Annotated in this window: 25 protein-coding genes; 14 read left to right on the forward strand and 11 right to left on the reverse strand. The window is 72.7% G+C overall.

From position 1 onward, the window contains the following. The first annotated feature begins 59 nt into the window (after window positions 1-59). The 4 genes from QA634_RS03320 to QA634_RS03335 all read left to right on the forward strand — a co-directional run bounded on the left by QA634_RS03320 (window position 60) and on the right by QA634_RS03335 (window position 3,434). On the forward strand, window positions 60-317 hold the full coding sequence (locus QA634_RS03320) for a (2Fe-2S)-binding protein (RefSeq protein WP_012330633.1): 258 nt from the start codon (window positions 60-62) through the stop codon (window positions 315-317). A 91-nt stretch (window positions 318-408) separates the two neighbouring features. Then, window positions 409-1,608 carry an MFS transporter gene (locus QA634_RS03325; protein ID WP_012330634.1) on the forward strand — a complete coding sequence of 400 codons (1,200 nt, stop codon included), beginning with the start codon at window positions 409-411 and terminating at the stop codon, window positions 1,606-1,608. A gap of 107 nt (window positions 1,609-1,715) precedes the next feature. After that, window positions 1,716-2,195 (forward strand): response regulator, encoded by a 480-nt coding sequence (locus QA634_RS03330; RefSeq protein WP_012330635.1) that lies wholly within the window; start codon window positions 1,716-1,718, stop codon window positions 2,193-2,195. A 111-nt stretch (window positions 2,196-2,306) separates the two neighbouring features. After that, window positions 2,307-3,434, forward strand: coding sequence for a Ppx/GppA phosphatase family protein (locus tag QA634_RS03335; protein ID WP_026190924.1), 1,128 nt, complete (start codon window positions 2,307-2,309; stop codon window positions 3,432-3,434). 20 nt (window positions 3,435-3,454) lie between these two features. Here the strand turns inward: QA634_RS03335 and QA634_RS03340 are convergent, their stop codons facing one another. Both QA634_RS03340 and QA634_RS03345 read right to left on the reverse strand, forming a co-directional pair. Further along, a complete protein-coding gene (locus tag QA634_RS03340) occupies window positions 3,455-3,922 on the reverse strand; it encodes a PIN domain-containing protein (RefSeq protein WP_012330637.1) in 468 nt (155 codons plus the stop codon). Beyond that, window positions 3,919-4,200 carry a hypothetical protein gene (locus QA634_RS03345; RefSeq protein ID WP_012330638.1) on the reverse strand — a complete coding sequence of 94 codons (282 nt, stop codon included), beginning with the start codon at window positions 4,198-4,200 and terminating at the stop codon, window positions 3,919-3,921. Before QA634_RS03345 ends, QA634_RS03340 begins: the two co-directional genes overlap by 4 nt. 197 nt (window positions 4,201-4,397) lie before the next feature. Here QA634_RS03345 and QA634_RS03350 point away from each other — a divergent pair, with 197 nt between their 5' ends. Both QA634_RS03350 and QA634_RS03355 read left to right on the forward strand, forming a co-directional pair. After that, window positions 4,398-5,174, forward strand: a complete 777-nt coding sequence (locus QA634_RS03350) for an RlmE family RNA methyltransferase (protein WP_012330639.1) — start codon at window positions 4,398-4,400, stop codon at window positions 5,172-5,174. Then, on the forward strand, window positions 5,149-5,469 hold the full coding sequence (locus QA634_RS03355; protein ID WP_012330640.1) for a hypothetical protein: 321 nt from the start codon (window positions 5,149-5,151) through the stop codon (window positions 5,467-5,469). Before QA634_RS03350 ends, QA634_RS03355 begins: the two co-directional genes overlap by 26 nt. On the opposite strand, the gene QA634_RS03360 is transcribed toward QA634_RS03355, so the two are convergent. Then, window positions 5,457-5,690, reverse strand: coding sequence for a hypothetical protein (locus tag QA634_RS03360; RefSeq protein ID WP_012330641.1), 234 nt, complete (start codon window positions 5,688-5,690; stop codon window positions 5,457-5,459). The two genes, QA634_RS03355 and QA634_RS03360, sit on opposite strands and share 13 nt — an antisense overlap. Before the next feature lie 461 nt (window positions 5,691-6,151). On the opposite strand from QA634_RS03360, the gene QA634_RS03365 reads away from it, so the two are divergent. After that, window positions 6,152-7,219 carry an extracellular catalytic domain type 2 short-chain-length polyhydroxyalkanoate depolymerase gene (locus QA634_RS03365; protein WP_012330642.1) on the forward strand — a complete coding sequence of 356 codons (1,068 nt, stop codon included), beginning with the start codon at window positions 6,152-6,154 and terminating at the stop codon, window positions 7,217-7,219. Window positions 7,220-7,242: 23 nt separating this feature from the next. Next, window positions 7,243-7,722, forward strand: coding sequence for a hypothetical protein (locus tag QA634_RS03370; protein WP_012330643.1), 480 nt, complete (start codon window positions 7,243-7,245; stop codon window positions 7,720-7,722). Window positions 7,723-7,992: 270 nt separating this feature from the next. Here QA634_RS03370 and QA634_RS03375 read toward each other — a convergent pair whose 3' ends face one another. The 6 genes from QA634_RS03375 to QA634_RS03400 form a co-directional block, all read right to left on the reverse strand. Next, complete coding sequence (locus QA634_RS03375) at window positions 7,993-8,934, reverse strand: 2-hydroxyacid dehydrogenase (RefSeq protein WP_012330644.1); 942 nt, start codon at window positions 8,932-8,934, stop codon at window positions 7,993-7,995. Beyond that, window positions 8,931-10,535 (reverse strand): ABC transporter ATP-binding protein, encoded by a 1,605-nt coding sequence (locus tag QA634_RS03380; RefSeq protein WP_012330645.1) that lies wholly within the window; start codon window positions 10,533-10,535, stop codon window positions 8,931-8,933. The genes QA634_RS03375 and QA634_RS03380 overlap by 4 nt, the downstream gene beginning before the upstream one ends. Next, window positions 10,532-11,374, reverse strand: coding sequence for an ABC transporter permease (locus tag QA634_RS03385; protein ID WP_012330646.1), 843 nt, complete (start codon window positions 11,372-11,374; stop codon window positions 10,532-10,534). Before QA634_RS03385 ends, QA634_RS03380 begins: the two co-directional genes overlap by 4 nt. Further along, the gene (locus tag QA634_RS03390; protein WP_012330647.1) at window positions 11,371-12,342 is read right to left on the reverse strand and encodes an ABC transporter permease; all 972 of its coding nucleotides are present in this window, start codon (window positions 12,340-12,342) and stop codon (window positions 11,371-11,373) included. The genes QA634_RS03385 and QA634_RS03390 overlap by 4 nt, the downstream gene beginning before the upstream one ends. Window positions 12,343-12,345: 3 nt before the next feature. Next, window positions 12,346-13,950, reverse strand: coding sequence for an ABC transporter substrate-binding protein (locus tag QA634_RS03395; RefSeq protein ID WP_012330648.1), 1,605 nt, complete (start codon window positions 13,948-13,950; stop codon window positions 12,346-12,348). 106 nt (window positions 13,951-14,056) lie between these two features. Continuing rightward, entirely contained in the window at window positions 14,057-14,815 is a 759-nt protein-coding gene (locus tag QA634_RS03400) for a class II aldolase/adducin family protein (RefSeq protein WP_012330649.1), read from the reverse strand. 120 nt (window positions 14,816-14,935) lie between these two features. On the opposite strand from QA634_RS03400, the gene QA634_RS03405 reads away from it, so the two are divergent. Beyond that, a complete protein-coding gene (locus tag QA634_RS03405) occupies window positions 14,936-15,637 on the forward strand; it encodes a GntR family transcriptional regulator (RefSeq protein ID WP_012330650.1) in 702 nt (233 codons plus the stop codon). Continuing rightward, window positions 15,634-16,674: a histone deacetylase family protein gene (locus QA634_RS03410; protein ID WP_012330651.1), complete on the forward strand. Its 1,041-nt coding sequence runs from the start codon at window positions 15,634-15,636 to the stop codon at window positions 16,672-16,674. The genes QA634_RS03405 and QA634_RS03410 overlap by 4 nt, the downstream gene beginning before the upstream one ends. Window positions 16,675-16,875: 201 nt before the next feature. On the opposite strand, the gene QA634_RS03415 is transcribed toward QA634_RS03410, so the two are convergent. After that, complete coding sequence (locus tag QA634_RS03415) at window positions 16,876-17,265, reverse strand: response regulator (protein ID WP_012330652.1); 390 nt, start codon at window positions 17,263-17,265, stop codon at window positions 16,876-16,878. A gap of 341 nt (window positions 17,266-17,606) precedes the next feature. Between QA634_RS03415 and QA634_RS03420 the strand changes: the two genes are divergently transcribed. Then, entirely contained in the window at window positions 17,607-18,398 is a 792-nt protein-coding gene (locus tag QA634_RS03420; protein ID WP_012330653.1) for a class II glutamine amidotransferase, read from the forward strand. A 76-nt stretch (window positions 18,399-18,474) separates the two neighbouring features. Then, on the forward strand, window positions 18,475-19,224 hold the full coding sequence (locus QA634_RS03425; RefSeq protein WP_012330654.1) for a class I SAM-dependent methyltransferase: 750 nt from the start codon (window positions 18,475-18,477) through the stop codon (window positions 19,222-19,224). A gap of 209 nt (window positions 19,225-19,433) precedes the next feature. Here the strand turns inward: QA634_RS03425 and polA are convergent, their stop codons facing one another. Further along, window positions 19,434-22,484, reverse strand: coding sequence for a DNA polymerase I (gene polA / locus QA634_RS03430; protein ID WP_012330655.1), 3,051 nt, complete (start codon window positions 22,482-22,484; stop codon window positions 19,434-19,436). A gap of 298 nt (window positions 22,485-22,782) precedes the next feature. Between polA and QA634_RS03435 the strand changes: the two genes are divergently transcribed. Together QA634_RS03435 and QA634_RS03440 are read left to right on the forward strand one after the other, a co-directional pair. Next, the gene (locus tag QA634_RS03435) at window positions 22,783-23,256 is read left to right on the forward strand and encodes a hypothetical protein (protein ID WP_012330656.1); all 474 of its coding nucleotides are present in this window, start codon (window positions 22,783-22,785) and stop codon (window positions 23,254-23,256) included. Between the two features lie 41 nt (window positions 23,257-23,297). Continuing rightward, complete coding sequence (locus tag QA634_RS03440; protein ID WP_012330657.1) at window positions 23,298-23,900, forward strand: ribonuclease T2 family protein; 603 nt, start codon at window positions 23,298-23,300, stop codon at window positions 23,898-23,900. Window positions 23,901-23,950 lie beyond the last annotated feature (50 nt).

The raw sequence follows: 23,950 nt of genomic DNA on the forward strand, positions 1-23,950 counted from the left end.
AATCTGCGGTGCAACCGGTTTGCCGGGCGCCACGCGAAACCGGATGCCCTGATCCCAGCATGATCGTCTGTTCCTGCAACGTCTTCTCCGACGGCCAAGTGCGCGCGTGCCTGAATCCGGGTCCGGCCTGCCCGCGGACGCCGGCCCAGGTCTATGCCTGCCTCGGCTGCAGCCCGAAATGCGGGCGCTGCGCGCGCACCATCCGGAGCATCCTCTCGCGGGCGCTCGACGAGGTGCACGCCTCCTGCGCGACGTCCTGCGGCGCCGCCTGCACGCTGGCGGCGGCGGCCGCGCCGGCTGCCGCCGAGGCGGCCTGACCCGGCCCGGGCCCGCGCGATCCGCGGGCGCGGGACTTCCCGGGGCCGGGCGCTTCCGGTAGCGAGGGACGGGGGCGGGGGCCGGGGCGGCATGCAGGACAGCATCGAGGCCGGCACGCCGGCCTTCCGCCGCACCGCCTACGCGCTCGCGGCGGCGGGCTTCTCGACCTTCGCGGTGCTCTACGCGGTCCAGCCGCTGCTGACGGTCTTCGCCGAGGAATTCGGCGTCGGCCCGGCGGCGAGCAGCCTGTCGCTCTCCCTGGCGACCGGCCTCCTCGCCGTCTCCCTCCTGGTGGTCAGCCCCCTGTCGGAGGTGTTCGGGCGCAAGCCCGTGATGGTGGTCTCACTCTTTTCCGCGGCCCTCCTCACCCTGGTCGCCGCCGCGATGCCGACCTGGCACGGTTTCCTGGCCGTGCGGGCCCTGGCGGGCCTCGCCATGAGCGGCGTGCCGGCCGTGGCCATGGCCTATCTCAGCGAGGAGATGCACGGGCGCGCCCTCGGCCTCGCCATGGGGCTCCTGATCAGCGGGAATTCGCTCGGGGGCATGGCCGGCCGGCTCCTCAGCGGCGCCCTCGCGGACCGGCTCGGCTGGCGCGCGGCGCTCGCGGCGATCGGCCTGCTGGCGCTCGCGGCGGCCATCGCCTTCGCGCGCGGCCTGCCGCCCTCGGCCCGCTTCACGCCCCGCCCCCTGCCCTGGCGGGCGGTGCCCGGCAGCTTCCTGCACCATTTCCGCGACGCGGGCCTGCCCTGGCTCTTCGCCGAGGCCTTCCTGCTGATGGGCGGCTTCGTCACGCTCTACAACTACATCGGCTTCCGCCTGCTGGCGCCGCCCTACGCGCTGAGCCAGACCGCCGTCGCGGCGATCTTCGCGGTCTACCTCGCGGGCACCGCCTCCTCGACCGCGGCCGGGCACGCGGCGAGCCTGTTCGGGCGCCGCCGGGTGCTGTGGCTCGCCATCGCGGCGGCCCTCGGCGGCGTCGCGCTGACCCTCGCCGAGAGCCTCGTCCTGATCGTGCTCGGCATCGTCGTCGCCACGGTCGGGTTCTTCGGCGCCCACTCGGTGGCGAGCAGCTGGGTCGGGCGGCGGGCGCGCCGCGACCGCGCCCAGGCCTCCTCCCTCTACCTGTTCCTCTACTATCTGGGCTCCTCGGTCCTCGGCACGGCGGGCGGCTGGTTCTACGCCCAGGCGGGCTGGACCGGCGTCGCGGCCTTCGTCGGCGCGCTCTACGGCGCGGCCCTCCTGGCGGCCCTGCGGCTCGCCCTGCTGGCGCCGCTGCCGGAGGCGCCGTGAGGCGCGCTGCGCCGGTCGCCCGACGCCTCGGCATCCCGGGCCGCCGGGATTAGCGAAACCGTAGGCAGGGCGGGCGCAGGATCGGGCGTTCGCGTCGAGCCGCCCCGATGATCGCCACCCCGACCTTCCCGGACCTCTCCGCCCTGGTCGTCGACGAGAGCCTCTACCTGCGCCGCATCGTCCGCGACATGCTGATGCGCGTCGGCATCAAGCGCGTGCTGGAGGCGCCGGACGGGGCCGAGGCGCTGGGGGCGCTCGCCGAGAGCAAGCCCGACCTCGTGGTCCTCGACTGGGACCTCGCCATCCTGTCGGGGGAGGAGTTCATCCGCCTCGCCCGCACCCCGGCGACCTCGCCCGCCCCGACCGTGCCGATCATCCTGATGCTGGCCCAGCCGCGGCGCAACATCGTCGACCGGGCGGTCAATCTCGGGGTCAACGAGATCATCGCCAAGCCCTTCTCCCCCAAGACCCTCTGGTCGCGGCTCGACGAGGTCATCAACCGCCCGCGGCCGTTCTCGCAGGTGAAGAGCCTGCTGCGCCCGCTGCCGCGGGTCGCCTTCTCGATGAACCCGAAAGTGGTCGCCTGATCGGGAGAATCGGGTGCAACGACGCATTGCGTTCCCACGGCAGCGACGTAAGCTTGGAGCGTGACAGCGCTGCCCACGCGGATTGCGCGGGCTGGAAGGATTGTTGGCGTCGTGAGGGACGAGACTGCCGCCCCCGTGCCGGCGCGCGCCGCGGAGAGGGCGGAGCCGGCGCGCCAGAGCGTGCTGCTGCGCGAGGCGCAGCGGGCGGCCGGCGCGGTGCGGCCCCTCCCGGCGCTGCGGCCGCAGGGGCGGCGCCCCTACGCGGCCCTCGACCTCGGCACGAACAATTGCCGGCTCCTGATCGCCGAGCCGGCGCCCTACGGGTTCCGCGTCGTCGACGCCTTCTCGCGCATCGTGCGCCTGGGCGAGGGCCTCGGCAGCACCGACCACCTGAGCGACGAGGCGATCCAGCGCACCGTCGAGGCGCTCGCCGTCTGCCGGGCCAAGATGGAGACGCGCGGCGTCGTCCGCTCGAAGGTCATCGCCACGGAGGCCTGCCGGCTCGCCGTGAACGGCCCGGATTTCGTCCGGCGGGTGCGCCGGGACGTCGGGCTCAACCTCGAGGTCGTGGACCGCCGCACCGAGGCCTACCTGGCGGTGACGGGCTGCGCGGCCCTGGCCGACCGGCACGCGGAATCGGTGGTGATCTTCGACATCGGCGGCGGCTCGACCGAGATCGTCTGGCTGCACGGCTCCGCGGCGCTCGCCCGCAGCGCCGACCCGACCCTGCGCATCCGCGCCTGGGACTCGCTGCCGGTCGGCGTCGTCACCCTCACCGAGCGCTACGGCGGCACCGACGTCACGCCGGCGATCTTCGAGGGCATGGTCGAGGACGTCTCGACCAAGCTCACCAAGTTCGCCCTGATGGCGGGCGCGGCCGCGCAGGCGCCGCATTTCCACCTGCTCGGCACCTCCGGCACGGTCACGACGCTGGCCGCCATGCACCTGCGCCTGCCGCGCTACGACCGGCGGCGCATCGACGGGCTCTGGATGAGCGACCGCGAGGTCTCGACGGCGATCACCGACCTGCTCGACACGCGGCTCGCCGAGCGGGCGCGCAATCCCTGCATCGGCCGCGACCGGGCCGACCTCGTCCTGGCCGGCTGCGCCATCCTGGAGGCGATCCGGCGGGCCTTCCCGTCCGAGCGCCTGCGCATCGCCGACCGCGGCCTGCGCGAGGGCCTGCTCATGAACATGATGCGCGAGGACGGCGTCTGGCGCCGGGGCGGGCGGGGCTGAGCGGCGGCGCCTCCCCGATCTCACAAGAGGTCGAACTCCTCGCGCTTATGGTTGAAATTCGTCGCGCGGAGGCTCAGGCCAACGGCCGCCAGGAAAAGGTCGAGGTCCGCGGTCAGAATCTCCAGATTACCGCGACCGATCTCAAGGATGGCTGAGTCCGTGATGCCGAGCCGCGCGTATTCGCGCCGTACCACCACCTTCCTGCTGGCCACGTAGTGCTCCGCGTGGCCGCCGATGATCTCGGCGAAGGTGCGCAGGATGGCGGTCCTCTCAGGATCCCGATGCTGCCGGAGCAGGTTCGCGGCCTCCGAGACGGTGTTCGGGAGCAGGATCAGAGCAGGATTATCACCGAGCAAAATCAGAAGCAGGTCGAAATCCTCCGCCGTGAACTCGGTGAGGTTCTTGTGCTTGGCGACGATTCCCTTCGACGTTCGGCCGACCACCAGGAGCACGAGCAACTGGGTGTCAAGGAGAATCGCAGTGCTCATCCCTCGCTCACCTCGCGAATTTTTATGGACGGCATCTCGTTCGAATCTTCCGGAATACGGACGATCTTATACGTTCTCTTGTACAGAACAGGCTTGAGAACCCCAAAGGAGGTCTGCGCGTCGGCCCCAGCCGGCCTCAAGAGGCCAAGAGTGACCAACCATGCCCGCTCACTCCGGTCGAACGCGATCTCCTCGAGCCGGATCTCGGATACGGTCTCGTCCGAAAAGACATCTGCCAGGAAGTGCTTCGCCCTCGCCACCGCTTCCTTGACATCCATGGGTCACCCCGGGCCGGCGACGGCCTGCGCCGCGCGCGGTGCGCAGCTTAGCACCCGGCCCGGCGACGTCGAGCGCCGCGTCCGGTCCGCTCCCGGAGGCAGCCGCGGGCGCCCCGCTCCGCCGCGTCCCCGGCCCGGGTGCCCCTTGCGAGTTGCGCGGTGCGGCGTCATCTGGATCGCGGGTGCAGGAGCGACGAATGAGCGACCGGAGGGGCGGTGGCCAGCGGGGCGACCTCAAGCAGCGGGTGAAGACCGGGCGCGGGCGCACGGTCTCGTCCAAGCGCTGGCTGGAGCGGCAGCTCAACGACCCCTACGTGGCCCGCGCCAAGCGCGAGGGCTACCGCTCGCGGGCCGCCTACAAGCTCCTGGAGATCGACGAGCGCTTCCACCTCCTCAGGCCCGGCCAGCGGGTGGTGGATCTCGGGGCTGCGCCGGGAGGCTGGTCGCAGGTGGCCGCCGCCAAGGTCGGCAGCCATCCGGGCGCGCCGCCGCCCCGCGGCCGGGTCGTCGGCATCGACCTCCTGGAGATCGAGCCGATGCCGGGAGTCGACTTCCTCACCCTCGACTTCCTCGACCCGAGCGCACCGGCGCGCCTGATCGCGCTCCTCGGCGGCCCGGCCGACCTCGTGATGTCGGACATGGCGGCCAACGCCACCGGGCACAAGAAGACCGACCACCTGCGCATCATGGGGCTCGCCGAGACCGCCGCCGCCTTCGCCCGCGAGGTGCTGGCCCCGGGCGGGGCCTACCTCGCCAAGGTGCTGCAGGGCGGGACCGAGGGCGGGCTGCTCGCCGACCTCAAGCGCGACTTCGCCGCGGTGCGCCACGTGAAGCCGGCGGCGAGCCGGGCGGATTCGAGCGAGCTCTACGTGCTCGCCACCGGCTACCGGGGCGCGAGCGAGCGCGCGGGCGAGGCGCAGGAGCCCGCCGAGGACGGGCGGGCGGACGATGCGGCGCCGGCTTGGCGGCCCTGACCGGCTGACCCCGCGCGCCGCGCGGGCGCTGGCGCACGGCCTGCTCCTCGCCGAGGGCTTCGAGACGGTGGCGCGGGGCGCGCGCAGCGGCAGCCTCTACCTGCGGGCGCCGGGCGGCCCGCATCAGGTCCGGATCGCCGACCATGCCCGCACGCCCAAGCGCCGCCGGCAATACCCGGACGTGGTGACGAGCCTCGTGATCGCCGCGCCGCTCTCCGAGGTCGGGGTGCGGGCGCGCGTCGCGGCCGCCCTGCGGGCCGTGGCGGCGGCGCGCCCGCCCGATCAGCCGGTATAGACGGAGGCCGCGACCGGGATCGCCGGCGAGCGGGCGGCGTGGGTGACGCTCCAGATCGCCCAGGCGGCGAGGCCCGAGCAGGCGAGGAGCACCAGGCCGCGCCGATAGCGGCCCCGGTGGATGTCGCGCACCGCGTAGACCGGCAGCAGCACCGCCTTGGCGAGGTTCCGAAGCGCCAGAACCATCAGGATCATCAGGAAGGCGGAGACCGTGCCGAGCATGAGCGTCGCCCCTTGGCGGTTGGAAAGCCGGGATGAGGGTGGGCCGCCAAAGCGGCGAAACCAAGTCCCGCGGCGGCGGAGAAACCGGGTCCCGCGGCGGGCGATTTGGACGCCGCCGCGCGGGGGCATTCTGGGAGCGGATGGTTAACGATTGGTCGCCCGCCCGCCCCCGGGGAAGCCCGGCGCCGGGCCGAGGCGCGCCCCGCCCCGTTCCCGCCGGTTCCGCAAGGTCGCGCCAGACGACGCGCGGGCCGCCCCGGCACGCGGACGGCCCGCGCCGCACCGGCCGAGCAACGCGGCATGGGGCGGAACATGTCCGCGCGTCCGACCCAGAAATCTTTTCCGAGGAAAATTTCTTTCCGGCCCGATCGCGCGCCGCGAGAGCCTGGATGTGCCGTTTTCGCACTTGCGAAATCGGTGCGTCCGTGGCCTTCTCCGGCCCGACATCTGCGGAGACGGCGATGGGATTCGAGATCCGAAGCACGATCGAGCAATTGTCCTCGTTCCAAGTTCGGAAAGGTCAGAGCTCGGTGTCCGGCTTGTCGTCCGGCGCCTTCATGACGGTGCAGCTGCACTTGGCCCACTCGTCCCGCTTCGCGGGCGCCGGGATCATCGCCGGCGGACCGTTCCGCTGCGCCGAGTCGTTCCGCGCGGCCGCGCTCATCGCCGAGGACGCCTACGAGCAGGGCGCGCTCTACATCAGCATGAACCCGCTGATCCCGCAGATGGCGCCGAGCGCCGAGCACCTCGCGGAGATCGCCCGCAGGACGGCCGAGGCGGGGGAGATCGACCCCGTCGAGAACCTCGCCGACGACCGGCTCTACATCTTCACGGGCAGCGCCGACCGGGTCGTCTACCCGGACGTGGTCGCGCGGACCCGGCGCTTCTACGAGCTGCTCGGGGTCGCGCCGGAGAACATCCTCTACCGCGACACCGTGCCGGCCGGCCACTCGATCATCACCGACAATCCCGAGGATTCCCCCCTCTCGACCAACCAGCCGCCCTATATCAACAACGGCGGCTTCATGCAGTCGCACGAGATCCTGCGACACATCTATCCGGGATTGAATGCCCCGGCCGAGCGCCTGAACGGGCGGCTGATCCGCTTCGACCAGACGGAGTTCTTCGCGGGCGAGCCGCGCTCCAGCATGAGCCCGTTCGGCTACGCCTACGTGCCCGCCGAGGTGCTGGAGGGGGCCGAGGCGCGCATCCACGTCGCGCTGCACGGCTGCAAGCAGGGCTACGCCTACATCAACTACGTCAACGGCCAGCCGGACGTCGCCAACCAGCCGCCCTACGGCAACCGCTACGTCACGACGACCGGCTACAACCACATCGCCGAGAGCAACAACATCATCGTCCTCTACCCGCAGGCGCAGGGCAGCGACGGCGGGGCGCTGCAGAACCCCGACGGGTGCTGGGATTGGTGGGGCTACACGTCGCGCAACACGGACAAGCCCGACTATTACTCGAAGAACGCGATCCAGGTCGGCGCCATCCAGGCGATGCTGACGCGCCTGGGCGGCTGATCGGCCATCGGGAGACCTGCCTCATGAGCAATGGAAACGCCGTGGCTGCGATGCCGTTCGCGGTCCTCGCCAAGACCGTCGCCGACACCGTCGCCGAACCCGCCAAGGTCAGCCCGCCCCTGCGGCGGACCCTGATGATCAACGAGGCCCTGTCGCGCAGCGCGGCGAACGCGCTCGGCACCGTCCAGGTGCTGGCGATGCGGCCCGACCCCGACACGCTCGGCGACCTGTTCGACATGCAGGCCGCGCTCCTCGAACGGTTCCGGCAGCTCGACCGGGCGTGGATCGACGGCCTGACGCAGCTGGCCCAGGCACGGCTGGCCCTGCGCGAGGCCAACACGATCTCGAAGGTGATGGAGCAGGAATTCAACCTGCTCGGCCAGTTCGGAACCCTGGTGGCGAACCAGATCACCAACACCGCCGCGCTGCTGGAGAGCGTGAACGTGGGCTACGCCTATTGGCTGAGCCGGAAGATCGGCGCGCCGCAATCGCCGCAGACCTGATGGCGTCCTAGGGGGTCGATGCCGCCGCGGGCCTGCCCGGCCTGGATCGCCCGCCAAGGATCTTCCGCCAAGGATCTTCCGCCAAGAATTTTCCGCCAAGAGAGGACCACGCGGCGGGACGGTTGCGGCGGCCGCACTCATCCGACATCCGGTTGATGGCTTCGCCATCTCCCATTTCGGCGATGCGGATGTCGGCTTCGCTCAGGCGCCGCGCTCAGGCGCCGCGCAGGCTTGTGATCCGGGACCCGCTTCGATCAAGCGGATCCCGTCTCAGTACCCGCGCCGCCGGTCGATGGCGTGCGGGATCGGCGCCCCCGTCCGCAGGGCCTCCGCCGTGGCGCGCAGCATCGCGGCCACGGCGGCGGGGCTCGCGTCGCAGGCCTCGTGCGGCGTGACGAGGATGCGCGGATGCCGCCAGAACGGGTGATCCTCGGGCAGCGGCTCGACCGCGAAGACGTCGAGGGCCGCGTGGGCGAGCCGGCCCGAATCGAGGGCACAGAGGAGGTCGGCCTCGACCAAGTGGTCGCCCCGCCCGACATGAACCAGGGCCGCCCCGGGCTTCAGGCGCCCGAACAGCGGCGCGGCGAGGAGGCCGCGCGTGTCCGGCGTCAGGGGCAGCAGGTTCACCAGCACGTCGCAGCGCGGCAGCAGGGCGGCCAGGCCCTCCGGGCCGTGCAGGTGGGTGATCCCGGGCTCGGCGGGGCGCGCCGCGCGGCTCCAGGCCAGGACCGGGAAGCCGAAGGCCGCGAGGTCGCGCGCCACCTGCGCCCCCATCCGGCCGCAGCCGAGGAGCCCGACCGTGACCTCGCCCGCCGCGCGCTGGCCGAGGGGCCGCCACAGGGCCCGGGCCTGGTTCTCCGCGTAGCTGCGGAAGCGCCGCAGGTGGCCGAGCACGTGCCAGAGCACGAAGCACGACATGGCGCGGGCCTGATCGGGATCGACGACCCGCACCACGGGCAGGTCCGGCGGCAGGCCCGGGCAGGCGAGCAGGCTGTCGACCCCCGCGGCGATCGAGCAGACCGCCCCGAGATTCGGGTAGCGCGCGAAGGCGTCGGCCGGCGGGAACCATGCCAGGGCGAGGCGCACCCGCGCCGCCTCGGCCGGGTCGGTCACCACCTCGACGGCGTCGGCGACCTGCGCCAGGACCGGGCCGAACAGGGCGGCGAGGTCGAGGGTCTCGCTGAGCAGGATGCAGGGGATCGGGCGGGTCATGCGGCGGCGCGGGTCCGGCCCGGCACGGCGTCGAGGAGGGCGCGCGTGTAGGGGTGCTCGGGGGCGGCGAAGAGGGCGGCGGTCGGCTTGATCTCGACGATCTCGCCCCGCCGCATCACCGCGATGCGGTCGCAGATCTGGGCGGCCACCCGCAGGTCGTGGGTGATGAACAGCATCGAGAGGCCGAGGCGGGTCTTCAGGTCCTCCAGCAGGGCGAGCACCTGCGCCTGCACCGAGACGTCGAGGGCCGAGACCGCCTCGTCCGCCACCAGCACCTCCGGCTCCACCGCGAGGGCCCGGGCGATGCCGACGCGCTGGCGCTGGCCGCCCGAGAATTCGTGCGGGTAGCGGTCGAAGGCCGAGGCGTCGAGCCCGACGAGGCCGAGGAGGTCCCGGGCGCGGGCCATCGCGTCGGCCTCCGGCACCCCGTGGGCGCGCGGCGCGTCCGCGATGATCCGCCCGACGCTGCGGCGGGGGTTGAGCGACGCGAAGGGATCCTGGAACACCATCTGGATCCGGCGCCGGGCGCGGCGCAGGGCCTCCCCGGAGAGGCTGGTGAGGTCGGTGTCGCCGAGGCGCACCGTGCCGGAATCGGGCTCGGCGAGGCGCAGGACGAGCCGCGCGACCGACGACTTGCCCGAGCCGGACTCGCCCACGAGCCCGAGGGTCTCGCCCCGGTGCAGCGCGAAGCCGACGTCCCGCGCCGCCTCGACGCGCCGGACCGGCCGGCCCCAGCCCCCGCCCGTCACGTAGGTCTTGGTGAGGCCGGCGACCTCGACCGCCGTCGCGCCGGAGACCGGCGGGCGGGGCGGCGGCTCCAGGGAGGGCACGGCGGCGAGCAGCGCGCGGGTGTAGGGCTCCTGCGGGCGCGCGAGCAGCGCGGCGGCCGGGCCGGCCTCCACCACGCGGCCGCGGCGCAGCACCAGCACCCGGTCGGCGATCTCCGCCACCACGCCGAAATCGTGGGTGATGAACAGGACCGCCATGCCGTGCCGCCGCTGCAGGTCGCGGATCAGCCGCAGGATCTGGGCCTGGGTGGTGACGTCGAGGGCGGTGGTGGGCTCGTCGGCGACGAGCAGGGCCGGTTCGAGGGCGAGCGCCATGGCGATCATCGCCCGCTGGCGCTGCCCGCCCGAGAGCTGGTGCGGGTAGGCCCGCAGGAGGCGGGCGGGATCCGGCAGGCCGACCTCGGCCGCGAGGTCGAGGGCCCGGGCGCGCCGCTCGGCCGCCTTCAGCCGGCCATGCGCCTCGAACATCTCGACGATCTGGTCGCCGACGCGCATCAGCGGGTTCAGGGCCGTCATCGGCTCCTGGAAGATCATGCCGATCCGGGCGCCCCGGGTGGCGCGCCACCCGGCCTCGTCCTGCGCCAGGAGGTCGGTGCCGGCGAGGAGGATCTCCCCGCCGGCCGGGCGCACCGCCCTGGGCAGCAGCCCCATCAGGGCGTGGGCGCACATCGACTTGCCCGAGCCCGACTCGCCGACGAGGCAGAGGATCTCGCCCGGCGCGATCGCGAAGGAGACGTCCTCGACGGCGTGGGCGCGGTCGGCGCCCGGCGGCAGGGCGAGGCGCAGGCCGCGGACGGAGACGACCGGCCTCATCGCTCGCCCCGGGCGAGGCGCGGGTTGAGCGCGTCGTTGAGCCCCTCCCCGATCAGGTTGAGGGCGAGCACCGTGGCGAGGATCACGAGGCCCGGGAAGGCGGTGACCCACCAGGCCTGCCGGATCACGGTGCGGCCCGCCCCGACCATGAAGCCCCAGGACATCCGGTTCGGGTCGCCGAGGCCCAGGAAGGAGAGCGAGGATTCGAGCAGGATCGCGGTCGCCACCATCAGGGAGGCCAGCACCACGATCGGCGAGAGGGTGTTGGGCAGGATCTCGCGGCGGATGATGGTGAAGGGGGTCTCCCCCGTCACGATCGCGGCCTGCACGTAGTCGCGGGCGCGCAGCGACAGCACCTCCCCGCGCACCAGCCGGGTCACCGGCGGCCAGCTCACCAGGGCGATGGCGAGGATGAGCGAGGACAGGGCCGGCTGCAGGATCGCCACCAGCACGATCGCGAGGGCGAAGCTCGGGACAGTCTGGAACAACTCGGTGAAGCGCATCAGCGCGTCGTCGGTCCGGCCGCCGACATACCCGGCGATCGCGCCGATCGGCACGCCGATCACCAGGGCCGCCAGGGTCGAGACGAGGCCGACCATCAGCGACACGCCCGCCCCGTGCATCAGGCCGGCGGCGATGTCGCGCCCGAGCGCGTCGGTGCCGAGCGGCACCCGCTCCAGGGTGAAGGGCGGCACGAAGGGGCGCTGCACCATCCGCCAGGGCGAGGCCGGGTAGAGCACGGGGGCGAGGAGCGCCGCCGCCACCACGAGGGCGAGGATCGCGAGCCCCACCACCGCGCCCGGGTGGCGCAGGAAGGCCGCGAGGGCACCGCGCCTCACGCCCGGACCTCGATGCGCGGATCGACGACCCGGTAGATCAGGTCGGTGAGGAGGTTGAGGAGCAGCACCATGGCGGAGGAGACGACGAAGACGCCGAGCAGGAGGGTGTAGTCGCGCTGGAGCAGGGCCTCGTACATCAGCCGGCCGATCCCCGGCCACGCGAAGACCGTCTCGGTCAGGATCGCCCCGCCGACCAGCGTGCCGGCCTGGAGGCCGGCCAGGGTGACGACCGGGAGCAGCGCGTTGCGCAGCACGTGGCGGCGCTGCACCACCCCCTCGGGGAGGCCCTTGGCCCGGGCGGTCTTGACGAAGTCGAGGCTCCCCACTTCCAGCATGGAGGCGCGGGTCATGCGGACGTAGACCGCCATGAAGAACAGCCCGAGGGTGAGGGAGGGCAGCACGAGGTGGCGGGCGATGTCGGCGGCCCGGGCGAGGCCCTCGTAGCCGCCCCCCACCGTCTCGAAGCCGAAGGCCGGCAGCCAGTCGAGGCGCACCGAGAAGACCAGGATCGCCATCAGCGAGACCCAGAACAGGGGCGTCGCGTAGAAGAGCAGCGCCAGCCCCGTGATGGCGGCGTCCGACCAGCGCCCGGCCCGCCGCGCCGCCAGCGCCCCGAGGGCCACGCCGAGGCCGAGCGAGATCAGGAAGGCGGTGCCGGTGAGGAGCAGCGTCGCCGGCAGCCGGTCGAGGATCAGCCGGCCCACCGGCATCTGCTGGCGCACCGAGTAGCCGAGGTCGAGGGTGAGAACGTGGCCGAGATAGAGGCCGAGCTGCACCGGCAGCGGCCGGTCGAGCCCGAACCGCTCCCGCAGCTGCGCCACGTAGACCTCGTCGCCCGCCCCCGCCTCCCCGGCCATGACCAGGGCGGGATCGCCCGGGGCGAGGCGGATGAGGAAGAAGTTCAGGACCACGATGGCCAGGAGCACGAGCAGCCCCTTGCCCAGTCTCGCGGCGAGGAAGCGGGCCACGGGTCAGCGCTCGATCCAGGCGTCGCGGAAGCCGTCGTTCACGCCGATCCCGGTGGTGACGAGGTCGTGCACCTTGCAGCGGGTGATGGTCGGGAACTGGAGTTCGAGCAGCCACGCCACCGGCGCGTCCTCGATCAGGGTCGTCTGGGCCCGGTCGTACAGGGCCTGCCGCTCGGCGGGGCTCACCGCCGCCGCGGCCTGCGCGAAGGCCTCGTCGACCGCCGGATTGGCGTAGCCCTCGACGTTGTTGAACGGCGAGCCCTTGGCGATCTGCGAGGAGACGTAGTTGCGCGCCACGCCGAGCGCCGGGTCGCCGTACTGGTAGAGGTACGTGAAGGCGATGTCGTAGTCCCAGTCCGAGGTCTTCTGGTTCCAGCCGGCGACGTCGGTGGCGACGATCTCGGTCCTGATGCCGACATCCTCCAGGTTCTGCTTCACCGCCTCGGCCCAGCGCTGCCATGTCTCGCCGTAGGGCACCGGCAGGAGGCGCAGGGTCTCGCCCTTGTAGCCGGATTCCTTGAGCAGCGCCTTCGCCTTGGCGGGGTCGTAGGCGTACCGGCCGAGGCCCGGGTTGAAGAAGCGCGTCGAGGAGGAGATCGGGCCGATCGCCGGCTTGCCGAGCCCGTTCCAGATCACGTCGCGGGCGAAGTCGCGGTCGATCGCGTAGGAGACCGCCTGCCGGAAGGCCTTGCTGGCGGTCGGGCCCTGGCGATTGTTGAGCCAGAGCCAGGAATGGGGGCCGAAGAACTCCCAGCCCTTGCCGGTCACGCAGGCGCCCTTCAGCTGCGACAGCCGCGGCACGTCGAAATTCTCGACCGAGCCGCCCGGCAGGATGTCGACCTTGCCGGTCTCGAAGGCGACCGCCCGCGAGGCGGCGTCCGGGATCACGTGCCAGTAGATCTCGTCGAGGTAGGGCCGTCCCGCCACGTGGTAGGCCGGGTTCTTGACCAGCCGGATGTAGGCGCCCTTCTTCCATTCCTTGAACAGGAACGGGCCGGTGCCGATCGGGGTGGTGTTGGCCGGGTTGGTCTTGTAGTCGGTGCCCGCGTAGAGGTGCTTGGGGATCATCGGCAGCGAGCCGACCTCGAACACGCCCAGGAAGGGGCCGAACGGCTCCGAGAGCGTGAACACCACCGTGTAGGGGTCGGGCGCCGTGAGGCTCGCGACCTTGGCCATGTTGGCCCGGGCGCGCGGATGGGTCTGCTTGAGGAACTCGACCGAGAACAGCACGTCCTCGGCGGTGAACGGCTTGCCGTCGTGCCAGGTGGCGTTCCGCACGAGGTGGAAGGTGTAGGTCCGGCCGTCCGGGCCGACCTCCCAGGATTCGGCGAGGCCGGGCCGCGGCTCGAGGCTCTCGGAGTAGCGCAGCAGCCCCTCGTAGATGTTGCCGGCCACCATCTGGGTCGGGCCGTTCTGCAGCAGGCCGAGCATCAGCCCCGGCGGCTCGGGCTGGATGATCGCGTTGGCGATGCCGCCCGCCTTCGGCACTTGGGCGATGCCGCCCGCCTTCGGCGCCTGGGCGACGCCGCCCGCCTTCGGCGTCTGGGCGAGGACCGCCCCCGCGAGGGTGAGCAGCAGGGCCGTTCCCGCCGCCGCAAGCCTGATCATCTCCGCCGTCTCCGCTGCCTCGATGCCGATCGCGCGCCCGTCGCGCCGTGTTGGAGAGGCGGCCGCGGCGGCGCGCCCCGCCGCACGGCCGCGACGCCCGGCGGCGTCAGTCCCGGTAATCCGGGTCGCTGCGCTCCAGCATGCGCTTGAAGGCCGCCCACTCGACGTCCTCCAGGGCGCCGGCGGCCACCTTCTCGCCGAACTGCGCGTACTGCCCGGCGGTCTTGCGGGCGATGGCGGCCGAGGGGCGGACCAGCGGGGCACCCGCGGCCTGGATCGCGAGCTGCGCCCGGCAGGAGCGCTCCATGTTGTGCATGAGCCGGAACGCCTCGCCGACGCTGCGCCCGCAGGTGAGCAGGCCGTGGTTGCGCAGGATCATCACGAACCGGTCGCCGAGATCCGCGACCAGCCGCGCGCGCTCGTCGAGGTCGAGGGCGATGCCCTCATAGGCATGATAGGCGATCCGGTCCGTGAACTGCATGGACCATTGATTGAGGGGCAGCAGCCCCTCCTCCTGGCAGGAGACGGCGACGCCCGCGACGGTGTGCGTGTGCAGGACGCAGAGCGCGTCCTCCCGCGCCGCGTGGATGGCGCTGTGGATGGTGAAGCCCGCCGGGTTGATGCCCCGCCCGTGGGGATCGTCGATGACCTGCCCGTCGAGGTCGACGGTGACGAGGTTGCCGGCCGTGACCTCCTCGAAGCGCAGCCCGAAGGGATTGATCAGGAAGCGGTGCTCCGGCCCCGGCAGCCGGGCCGAGATGTGGGTGTAGATGCTGTCGTCGAGGCCGAGGCGGTGGATCAGCCGGTAGGCGGCCGCGAGGTCGAGGCGGATCGCCTGCTCCTCGGGCGTGCGGGGGGAGGGCATGGCCGGAGTCTCCTGCGACGGCGACGATGGCGGCAGACTGGCCCGCTCCCCGCGGCGGATCAAGCCGAAAGCGTCGACAATCGACGCTTACCGGGTGCACACTCTGCCGCCGGAGGTGTCATGCGCCCGTTGTCTCCCCCCGTCGGCCTGCCGGTGCCCGCTGACCAGGATCTCGTGCGGCAGGTCGCCCGCGGCCTCACCGCGGCGATCACGAGCGGTCGGCTCGCGCCGGGGACCAAGGTGGCGGAGGCGGCGGTGGCGCGGGAGCTCGGCATCAGCCGGGCCCCGGTGCGCGAGGCGGCGCGGCTCCTGGAGAGCCAGGGCCTGCTGCGGGCGCATCCGCGGCGGGGCTTCTTCGTGCGCGAGATCTCGGCCGGCGACGTGGACGAGCTCTACGACCTGCGCCTGTGCATCGAGCGCCACGCGGCCGTGGAGGCGGCGAGGCGGCTGACGCCGGCCGGGCGGGCGGCCCTGCGCGCCCAGCTCGACGCGCTCTACGCCGCGGCCGCGCGGGACGACGCCTCCCTGATCGTCGAGGCGGATTACGGCTTCCACCGCCTCGTCTGCGAGATCGCCGGCAATGGCCGGCTGCTGCGGCTGTTCGACGGCCTCGCCTCGGAGCTGAAGGTGGTGATCGGCCTGATCGGCCACCTCTACGACGATCCGCACGCCATCGCCCGCACCCACGAGCCGGTGCTGGCGGCGATCGAGGCGGGCCATGCCGAGCGCATCGTCGCCCATGTCGACCACCATGTCGGCGTGGCGTGGCGCGAGGTCGGCCGGCTCGCGCGCGCCCTCTCCCCGCACCCGGAGTCCCCATGAGAGCCGTCTACACCGAGGATCACCGCGGCCACGACCCGCAATTCTTCCTCGTCCGCGGGCGCGTCACGCGCACGACCGAGCAGCCGGAGCGGGCCGACCGGCTGCTCGCGGGCCTGCGCGCGGGGGGCCACGCCCTCGTGGCGCCGCAGGCCTTCGGGCACGAGGCGCGGGCGCGGGTGCACGGCCCCGACTACCTCGCCTTCCTGGCCGAGGCCTGGGACGCCTGGGCGGCCCTGGGGGATGCCGCACCCGAGATGGTCGCCAACATCCACCCGATGCGCGAGCGGGCGACCTACCCGGAGCACATCGTCGGCCGGCTCGGCTGGCACACCCTCGACACCGCCTGCCCGATCGGCCCCGGCACCTTCGCGGCGGCCTGCGCGGCGGCGGACGTGGCGGCGAGCGCGGCGCAGCTCGTCCTCGACGGGGAGGACGCCGCCTACGCGCTCTGCCGCCCCCCCGGCCACCACGCCTATCGGGACCGGGCGAGCGGGTTCTGCTTCCTCAACAACAGCGCGGTGGCCGCGGCGCAGCTGCGCACCCGGCACGGCCGGGTGGCGATCCTCGACGTGGACGTGCATCACGGCAACGGCACGCAGGACATCTTCTACGCCGACCCGACGGTGCTGACGGTCTCGCTCCACGCGGATCCGGCGCGGTTCTACCCCTTCGTCTGGGGTTACGCGCACGAGCGCGGCGAGGGCCCGGGGCTCGGCGCCAACCGCAACCTGCCCCTGCCCCTCGGGACCGGGGACGAGGGCTACCTCGCGGCCCTCGACGCGGCGGCGCGGACGATCCGCGCCTTCGCGCCGGGCGCCCTGGTGGTGGCGCTCGGCCTCGACGCCTCGGTGCACGACCCGCTCGCCGGGCTCGCTGTCACCACGGAGGGCTTCTCGCGGATCGGCGCCGCGCTCGCGCGGCTGCGGCTCCCGACCGTGCTGGTGCAGGAGGGCGGCTACCTGTCCGAGCATCTCGGCCCCAACCTCGCGGCCGTGCTCGCGGGCTTCGAGGGCGCGCGCGAGGGCATCGCCCGCTGAGGCGGATGCCGGCTCAGCGCAGGACATGCGGCACGATCAACGACCTGGAGCGGCGTCCGACCGCACCGTGATCGGGCGCTGCTCTAAGCATCATTCGCCGAAATGGTCACCGGTTCGGCGGCAGAAATGATGCAATAACGAGACTTAAGCAGAGTTGCCGCGCGCAAGTCTGCTCAGGAGCCGGCGCGACGGGTCCCCGCCTCACGCCGCCCGGCGCGAGGATTCCAGCGTCGCGCGCTCGGCCTGGACCAGCACGTCGAGGGGGCGCCAGGGCTTGCGCATGTAGACCGCGTGGTCGGTCTCCGGCCGCGCCCCCTTCTCGGAGGTCACGACCACCCGCACGTCGGGCCATTCCCGCTCCACCGTGCGGGCGAGCGCCCCGCCATCCATCGCGCCCGCGAGGTCCACATCCGTGAACACCAGCGCGACCTCGTCGGGATGGGCGCGGATCACGTCGAGCGCATCCTCGGCGCTCGCGCAGGCGATCACGTCGAGATCCGTCTCCTCGAGGATCGCCGCCGCGAAGTCGCGCACGGACGCGTCGTCCTCCACCACCACGGCGATCGGACCGGCGGACGCAAGTTTGCCCATGATGCCTCCTCTCAATTCGTGAAAGTATCCCGCTGCCGCGGAGGGCCCAGCCAAGGGTCGGTCACAAGAGTCCGGAAGGTGGAGGGACCGCCGGGGCGGGCTTTGGGACGTCGGAAGACCGACGGGGGTCAACGAGCGATGCCGCGCATCGATCCCGGGCCGGGGCGAACTAATCGTCATGCGTCCCGGCCCGGGCCGCTCCGGGGGCCATGCGGGGGCCATGCGGGGGCGCATTAACGGCCTGTTCACCTTCGCGATCGGAATGTTACGCTTCCATGAAGGCGTCGGGCGGCGCGGGCGGGGCCGGCGCGGGGCGCCTCTAACCCACGGGTGTTCGGGCGATGTGCCGCTTCCTCGCCTACCATGGCGACCCTGTCTACCTCGACGACCTCGTCTGCACGCCGACCCACTCCCTCATCCACCAGTCCCTGCACGCCGCCGAGGCCAAGACCGAGACGAACGGCGACGGCTTCGGCATCGGCTGGTACGGCGACCGGCCCGAGCCGGGCCTCTTCCGCGACGTGCGCCCGGCCTGGTCGGACGAGAACCTGCGCAGCCTCGCCCGGCAGATCCGGGCCCGCACCTTCCTGGCCCACGTGCGCGCCTCGACCGGCACCGCGACGACGCGGGCGAATTGCCACCCCTTCGCGCATGGCCGGCTGCTCTTCATGCATAACGGCCAGATCGGCGGCTACGGCCGGATCAGGCGGCGGCTGGAGGCGCTGATCCCGGATCCGCTCTACGACGCGCGCTGCGGCTCGACGGATTCCGAGGCCCTGTTCCTGCTCGCCGTGGCGAATGGCCTCGCGCAGGATCCGGTCGCGGCCATGGAGGCCACGGTGGCGAGCGTGCGCGGCCTGATGCGCGAGGCCGGCATCGAGGAGGCGCTGCGGCTCACCGCGGTGGTGAGCGACGGCGACAGCCTGACGGCCTTCCGCTGGGCCTGCGACGGGCGCCCGCCGAGCCTCTACTGGCGCGAGACGGGCGGCGGGGTGGTGGTGGTCTCCGAGCCGATCGACGGCTGCCGGGAGGGCTGGCAGGTCGTGCCGAAGGGCGCGACCCTGATCGCCCGGGGCGCCCTGCCGCCGCGCCTCGTCGCGCCGCATTCCGTCCCGGGCGCCATCGCGGCCTGACCCGATCCTTGACTCGGGCCGGAGGCGCCGCCTACGTCGCGCCGCCCGCCGGGCGGCGTCGCAGGGAGGGGAGAGGATGTTCAAGACCGGCCGATCCGCCACCGTCCCGGGAGGTTTCGGGGGCGTCCTGTACCTGGACTTCCTGGCCGCGCTCGCGGCCAAGCGGCAGACCCGCCACTACCTGGAGATCGGCGTCCATTTCGGGCACACGCTGGCGCGGATTCCCTGCGACACGGCGGTCGGCGTCGATCCGCACTACAGGCTCGACCGGAACGTGACGGCGGGCAAGCGCCGCACCTTCCTGTTCCAGATGACGAGCGACCGCTTCTTCGCCGAGACCGACCTGCGGGCGCTGCTCGGGGGCGGGGTGGACATGGCCTTCCTGGACGGGCTGCACCAGTTCGAGTTCCTGCTGCGCGACATCGCCCACGCGGAGGCCGCGAGCGCGCCGAACGGCCTGATCCTGCTGCACGATTGCATGCCGCTCAACGCCGAGATGACGACCCGCGACGCGGAGGCCGAGCGGGAGGACGCGCACAAGGCCATGTGGACGGGCGACGTCTGGAAGGTGGTGCCGATCCTGCGCCGCTACCGGCCGGACCTGGAGGTGATCTGCGTCGATTGCCCGCCGACCGGCCTCGTCTGCCTCACCAACCTCGACCCGACCTCGCGGGTCCTGCGCGACAACGAGCGCGCCATCGTGCGGGAGTACCGCGAGCTCGCCTCGACCCAGGAGCAGCTCACCGCGTTCTACGCCGAGAACCCGATCGTGCGCTCCGTCGACATCCTGAACGGGCACGACCACAGCCTGTATTTCCGGGTCTGAGGGCGGGGCCGCGGTCGGCGGCTCGGCACGACCGCGGCGGCACCCGCAACACTCCCCGTGCTGAGCGTTGCGGGTGCCACATCCGGCGCATCCTGTCGCCCGTGCGCCAGCAAACCCGGTGCGCGCCCTTGCGCTGATCCGTCCAAACTCGTCATGCCGTGCGCAATCTCATTCGGCAGGACCCGGCGCGGGCGATCGAGGACCGCCCCTCAATGCGCCTCCTGCCAGTTCGCCGCCGCCTTGGCCTCGACGGCGAGCGGCACCGTGAGCCGCACCGCCGGCTGGGGCGCCTCCTCCATCACCCGGGCGATGATCGGCAGCGCCCGCGCGACCTCGTCCTGCGGCGCCTCGAAGACCAGCTCGTCGTGCACCTGCAGCAGCATGCGGGTGGTGAGCCCCGCCCCGGCCAGCGCCCCCTCCATCCGCACCATCGCGCGGCGGATGATGTCGGCGGCCGTGCCCTGGATCGGCGCGTTGATCGCCTGCCGCTCCACCGAGGCCCGCTCCTGCGGGTTGTTGGAGCGGATCTGCGGGTAGTGGCAGACGCGCCCGAACAGGGTGGTCACGTAGCCCTTGTCCCGGCAGGCCTTCTTGGTGTCCTCGATATAGGCGCGGATGCCCGGGAAGCGCTCGAAATACTGCTTGATGAAGGCCGAGGCCTCGCCCTGCGGGATGCCGAGCCGGTCGGCGAGGCCGAAGGCCGAGATCCCATAGATGATGCCGAAATTGATCGTCTTGGCCCGCCGCCGCAGATCCGGCGTCATCTCGCCCAAGGGGACGCCGAACATCGCCGAGGCGGTCGCCGCGTGGATGTCGAGCCCGTCCGCGAAGGCCTGGCGCAGCTGCGGGATGTCGGCCATGTGGGCGAGCAGCCGCAGCTCGATCTGGCTGTAATCCGCCGAGATCAACTGGTGGCCGGCATCCGCCACGAAGGCCTGGCGGATGCGCCGCCCCTCCTCGGTGCGGATCGGAATGTTCTGCAGGTTCGGGTCCGAGGAGGAGAGGCGCCCGGTCGTGGTGGCGGCGAGCGCGAAGGAGGTGTGGACGCGGTCGCTCTCCCTTTCGGCATGCTCCTGCAGGCTGTCCGTGTAGGTCGATTTGAGCTTCGAGAGCTGGCGCCATTCCAGGATCTTGCGCGGCAGCGGGTGTCCCTGGGTGGCGAGCTCCTCCAGCAGCGTCGCGGGCGTGGCCCACTGGCCCGACGGCGTCTTCTTGGCGCCGGGCAGCCCGAGCTTGCCGAACAGGATGTCGCCGATCTGCTTGGGGGAGGAGACCGAGAAGGTCTCGCCGGCCATCTCCTGGATCTCGGCCTCGAGCCGGGCCAGCGACTGCGAGAAATCCCCCGAGAGGCGGCTCAGCATGTCGCGGTCGACCCGGATGCCCTCCCGCTCCATGCGGGCGAGCACCGGCACCAGGGGGCGCTCCAGGGTCTCGTAGACGGTGGCGCGGTGCTCGGCGGCGAGCCGCGGCTTCATCAGGCGCCACAGGCGCAGCGTCACGTCCGCGTCTTCGGCCGCGTAGGCCGTGGCCTTGTCGAGGGGCACGCGGTCGAAGGTGACCTTGGCCCGGCCCGTGCCCGTCACGTCCGCGAAGGTGATCGGCTGGTGGCCGAGATGCCGCCGCGCCAGCTCGTCCATGCCGTGCGAGCCCTTGCCGGCATCGAGCACGTAGGAGATCAGCATCGTGTCGTCGTAGGGCTGGATCTCGATGCCGTGGCGGACGAGCACCAGCCAGTCGTACTTCACGTTCTGCCCGACCTTGAGCACCGCCGGATCCTCCAGCAGCGGCTTCAGGCGGGCCCGCACCGCGTCCCAGGGGAGCTGGTCGGGGAGCAGCCCCTCGCCGAACAGGTCCTCGCTGCCGCGATGGGCGAGCGGGATGTAGGCGGCGCGGCCGGGCGCCGTGGCGAGCGAGACGCCGACGAGGTCGGCCCGGTGGGCGTCGAGCGCGTTGGTCTCGGTGTCGACCGCGACCACGCCGGCCTCCGCCGCCTCGGCGATCCAGGCGTCGAGGCGGTCGAGGCGGGTGATCGTCTCGTAGGAGGCGGTGTCGAACGGCTTCACCGCCTCGGCGGCGCGGGCCGCCACGACTTGGCCGGGGGTCGGCTCGGCGGGGCCGCGGGGCCTGGGCGGGGCGTCGGGCAGGTCGAGATCCGCGAAGGGATCGGTCTCGGGCGCGGGCGGCGCCGTCGCCTCGTCGCCGAAGAACGGGGTCGCGTCGCTGCCGCCCTTCCCGTTGGCGTAGGCGGCGGCGCCCCCGGGGAGCAGGGCCGGATCGGGCCGCACCGCCTCCGGATCGACGTGGAGCAGCGAGGCGATGCGCCGGGTCAGCGTGTTGAACTCCATCGCCTTCAGGAAGCCGACGAGCCGCTCCGGGTCGGGCTTGCGCAGGCGCAGGGCCTCCAGCGGCACCGGCACCGGCACCGCCTCGTCCAGGGTGACGAGCCGGCGCGACAGCCGCGCCTGGTCGAGATGCGCGAGCAGCGTCTCGCGGCGCTTGGGCTGCTTGATCTCGGCCGCCCGCTCCAGCAGCGCCTCCAGGCTCCCGAATTCCTTGAGCAGCGCGGCGGCGGTCTTGAGGCCGATGCCGGGCACGCCCGGGACGTTGTCGGAAGTGTCCCCGATCAGCGCCAGCGCGTCGCCGATCTGGGCGGGGCTCAAGCCCTCCCAGCGCTCCACGATGGCGGCGGCGTCGAGGTTGCGCTCGGGCCGGTAGCCGGGCTTGCCCTTCTGCCCGGATTCGAAGTCGTAGAAGCGCACGAGCTCGCCGACGAGCTGCATCAGGTCCTTGTCGGAGGACACGATGATGACGCCCGCCCCCCTCGCCTCCGCCTGCCGCGCGTAGGTGGCGATCAGGTCGTCCGCCTCGTAGCGCTCGAGCTCGATCGGCTCCAGGCCGAAGGCCCGCACCGCCTCCCGCATCAGCGGCATCTGCCGCTTGAGGTCGTCGGGCGCGTCCGGCCGGTGGCCCTTGTAGTCCGGGAAGATCTCCTTGCGGAACGAGCCCTCCGACTTGTCGAAGACGATGCCGAGATGGCTCGGCTGGATCCCGGCCGCACCCTCCTGCACGAACTGGGCGATCTTGGCGCAGAACAGCCGCACGGCGCCGGTCGGCATCCCGTCGGAGGGCCGGAAATTGTAGCGCTCGGGCTGGTTGATCGACTGGAAATAGGCCCGGAAGATGAAGGAGGAGCCGTCGACCAGGAGCACCTGGTCGCCGGGGCCGACGGGCTTCGTCTCGGGGGCGGGGTCGGCATTCATGCGGGGCGGCTCGGTTCCTGACGGGCCGCCCTGACATAGAGCAGGAGCGCGCCCGCTTGAAGCGAGGGCGAGCGCCGCCCCGCCCGGGCCGCCGGCCCGGCTGCGGCGCGCCGCCGGCCCGCCCGGGCCGGCGGCTGTGATCTGCCGACACCACCTGCGCGCGAAAGCGCGGCGGCGCCCTCGCGGCGCCTTGACTTGGCCGTGCCGGAGGGCTTCGTCTGGCAGCCGAGACGCTGAAACCGCGGCGCGCCCGCGCGCCCCCAGGGCCCGCGCGCCCGCCCGAACCCGAGGTCCGGCCATGCGCCCCTCCTGCCTCCTCGCCTCGCTCGCCGCCGGCCTCGCCGTCGCCTGCGCCGTCACGCCCTCCCTCGCGCGCTCGGCCCGCCAGGAGGTCACCCCGGCGGAGGAGCGGGAATTCCCCTTCGACGCCGACATCCCGGGCTGCCAGGACGCGGACGTGCTGGAGAAGCTCTCGACGCAATTCGCCGAGAAGGAATCCAAGTTCTGGAACTCGTCGCTGACGATCCTCCGCTACGAGCGGATCGAGCGCACCGCGTGGCGGCCGTGGGGCCTGGACTTCTACCCGAGGCGCTTCTGCACGGCGGTGGCGACGACCTCGGACGGGGTGCGCCGCCGGGTGGATTACTCGGTGCGCGAGAGCCTGGGCATCATCGGCTCGACCTGGGGCGTCGAGTTCTGCGTGCACGGCCTCGACCGCAACCTCGCCTACGCGTACGCCTCGGCGACCTCCTGCCGGGAGGCGCGGCCCTGATCCGCGGACCCGCCCTCGCGCTGGCCGCGGCCCTCGCGGCCGTGCCGGCCGCCGCGCAGGAGCGCGGCGGAACCCCCGGCCGGTTCGACTTCTACGTCCTGGCGCTGTCCTGGTCGCCGACCTTCTGCGCGCTCACCGGCGAGCGGCGCGGCGACGCGCAATGCGATCCGGGCCGCAATCCCGGCTTCGTGGTGCACGGGCTGTGGCCCCAATACGACCGCGGCTATCCGAGCGAGTGCGGCGCCTTCCCGCGCCCGCCGTCGCGGCAGGCCCTGGCCGAGGCCGAGGGGGTGTTCCCGACCGAGGGGCTCGCCCGCTACGAGTGGCGCAAGCACGGCACCTGCTCGGGCGAGGATCCGGCGAGCTATTTCCGCCTCGCGCGCCGCGCCCGCGACGCCGTCACCATCCCGGAGCGCCTGCGCGGCGGGGAAACGCTGCGCGCGGCGCCGATCGAGGTGGCGCGCCTGTTCGTGACCAGCAATCCGGGCCTGCGCCCCGACATGATGTCGGTCACCTGCCGGGCCGGACGCCTGGAGGAGGTGCGGATCTGCTTGTCGAAGGACCTGCGCTCCTTCACGCCCTGCCCCGACCTGGCGCGGCAGAATTGCCGGGCGGGCGAGGTGACGGCCGCGTCCGGGCCCTGAGCCGCGCCGGAACCGTCGCCGGCCCCGTGCTTTGGTCCCCCACCCCGGGG

The organism is Methylobacterium sp. CB376, assembly GCF_029714205.1.
In the GTDB taxonomy this organism is placed as follows: domain Bacteria; phylum Pseudomonadota; class Alphaproteobacteria; order Rhizobiales; family Beijerinckiaceae; genus Methylobacterium.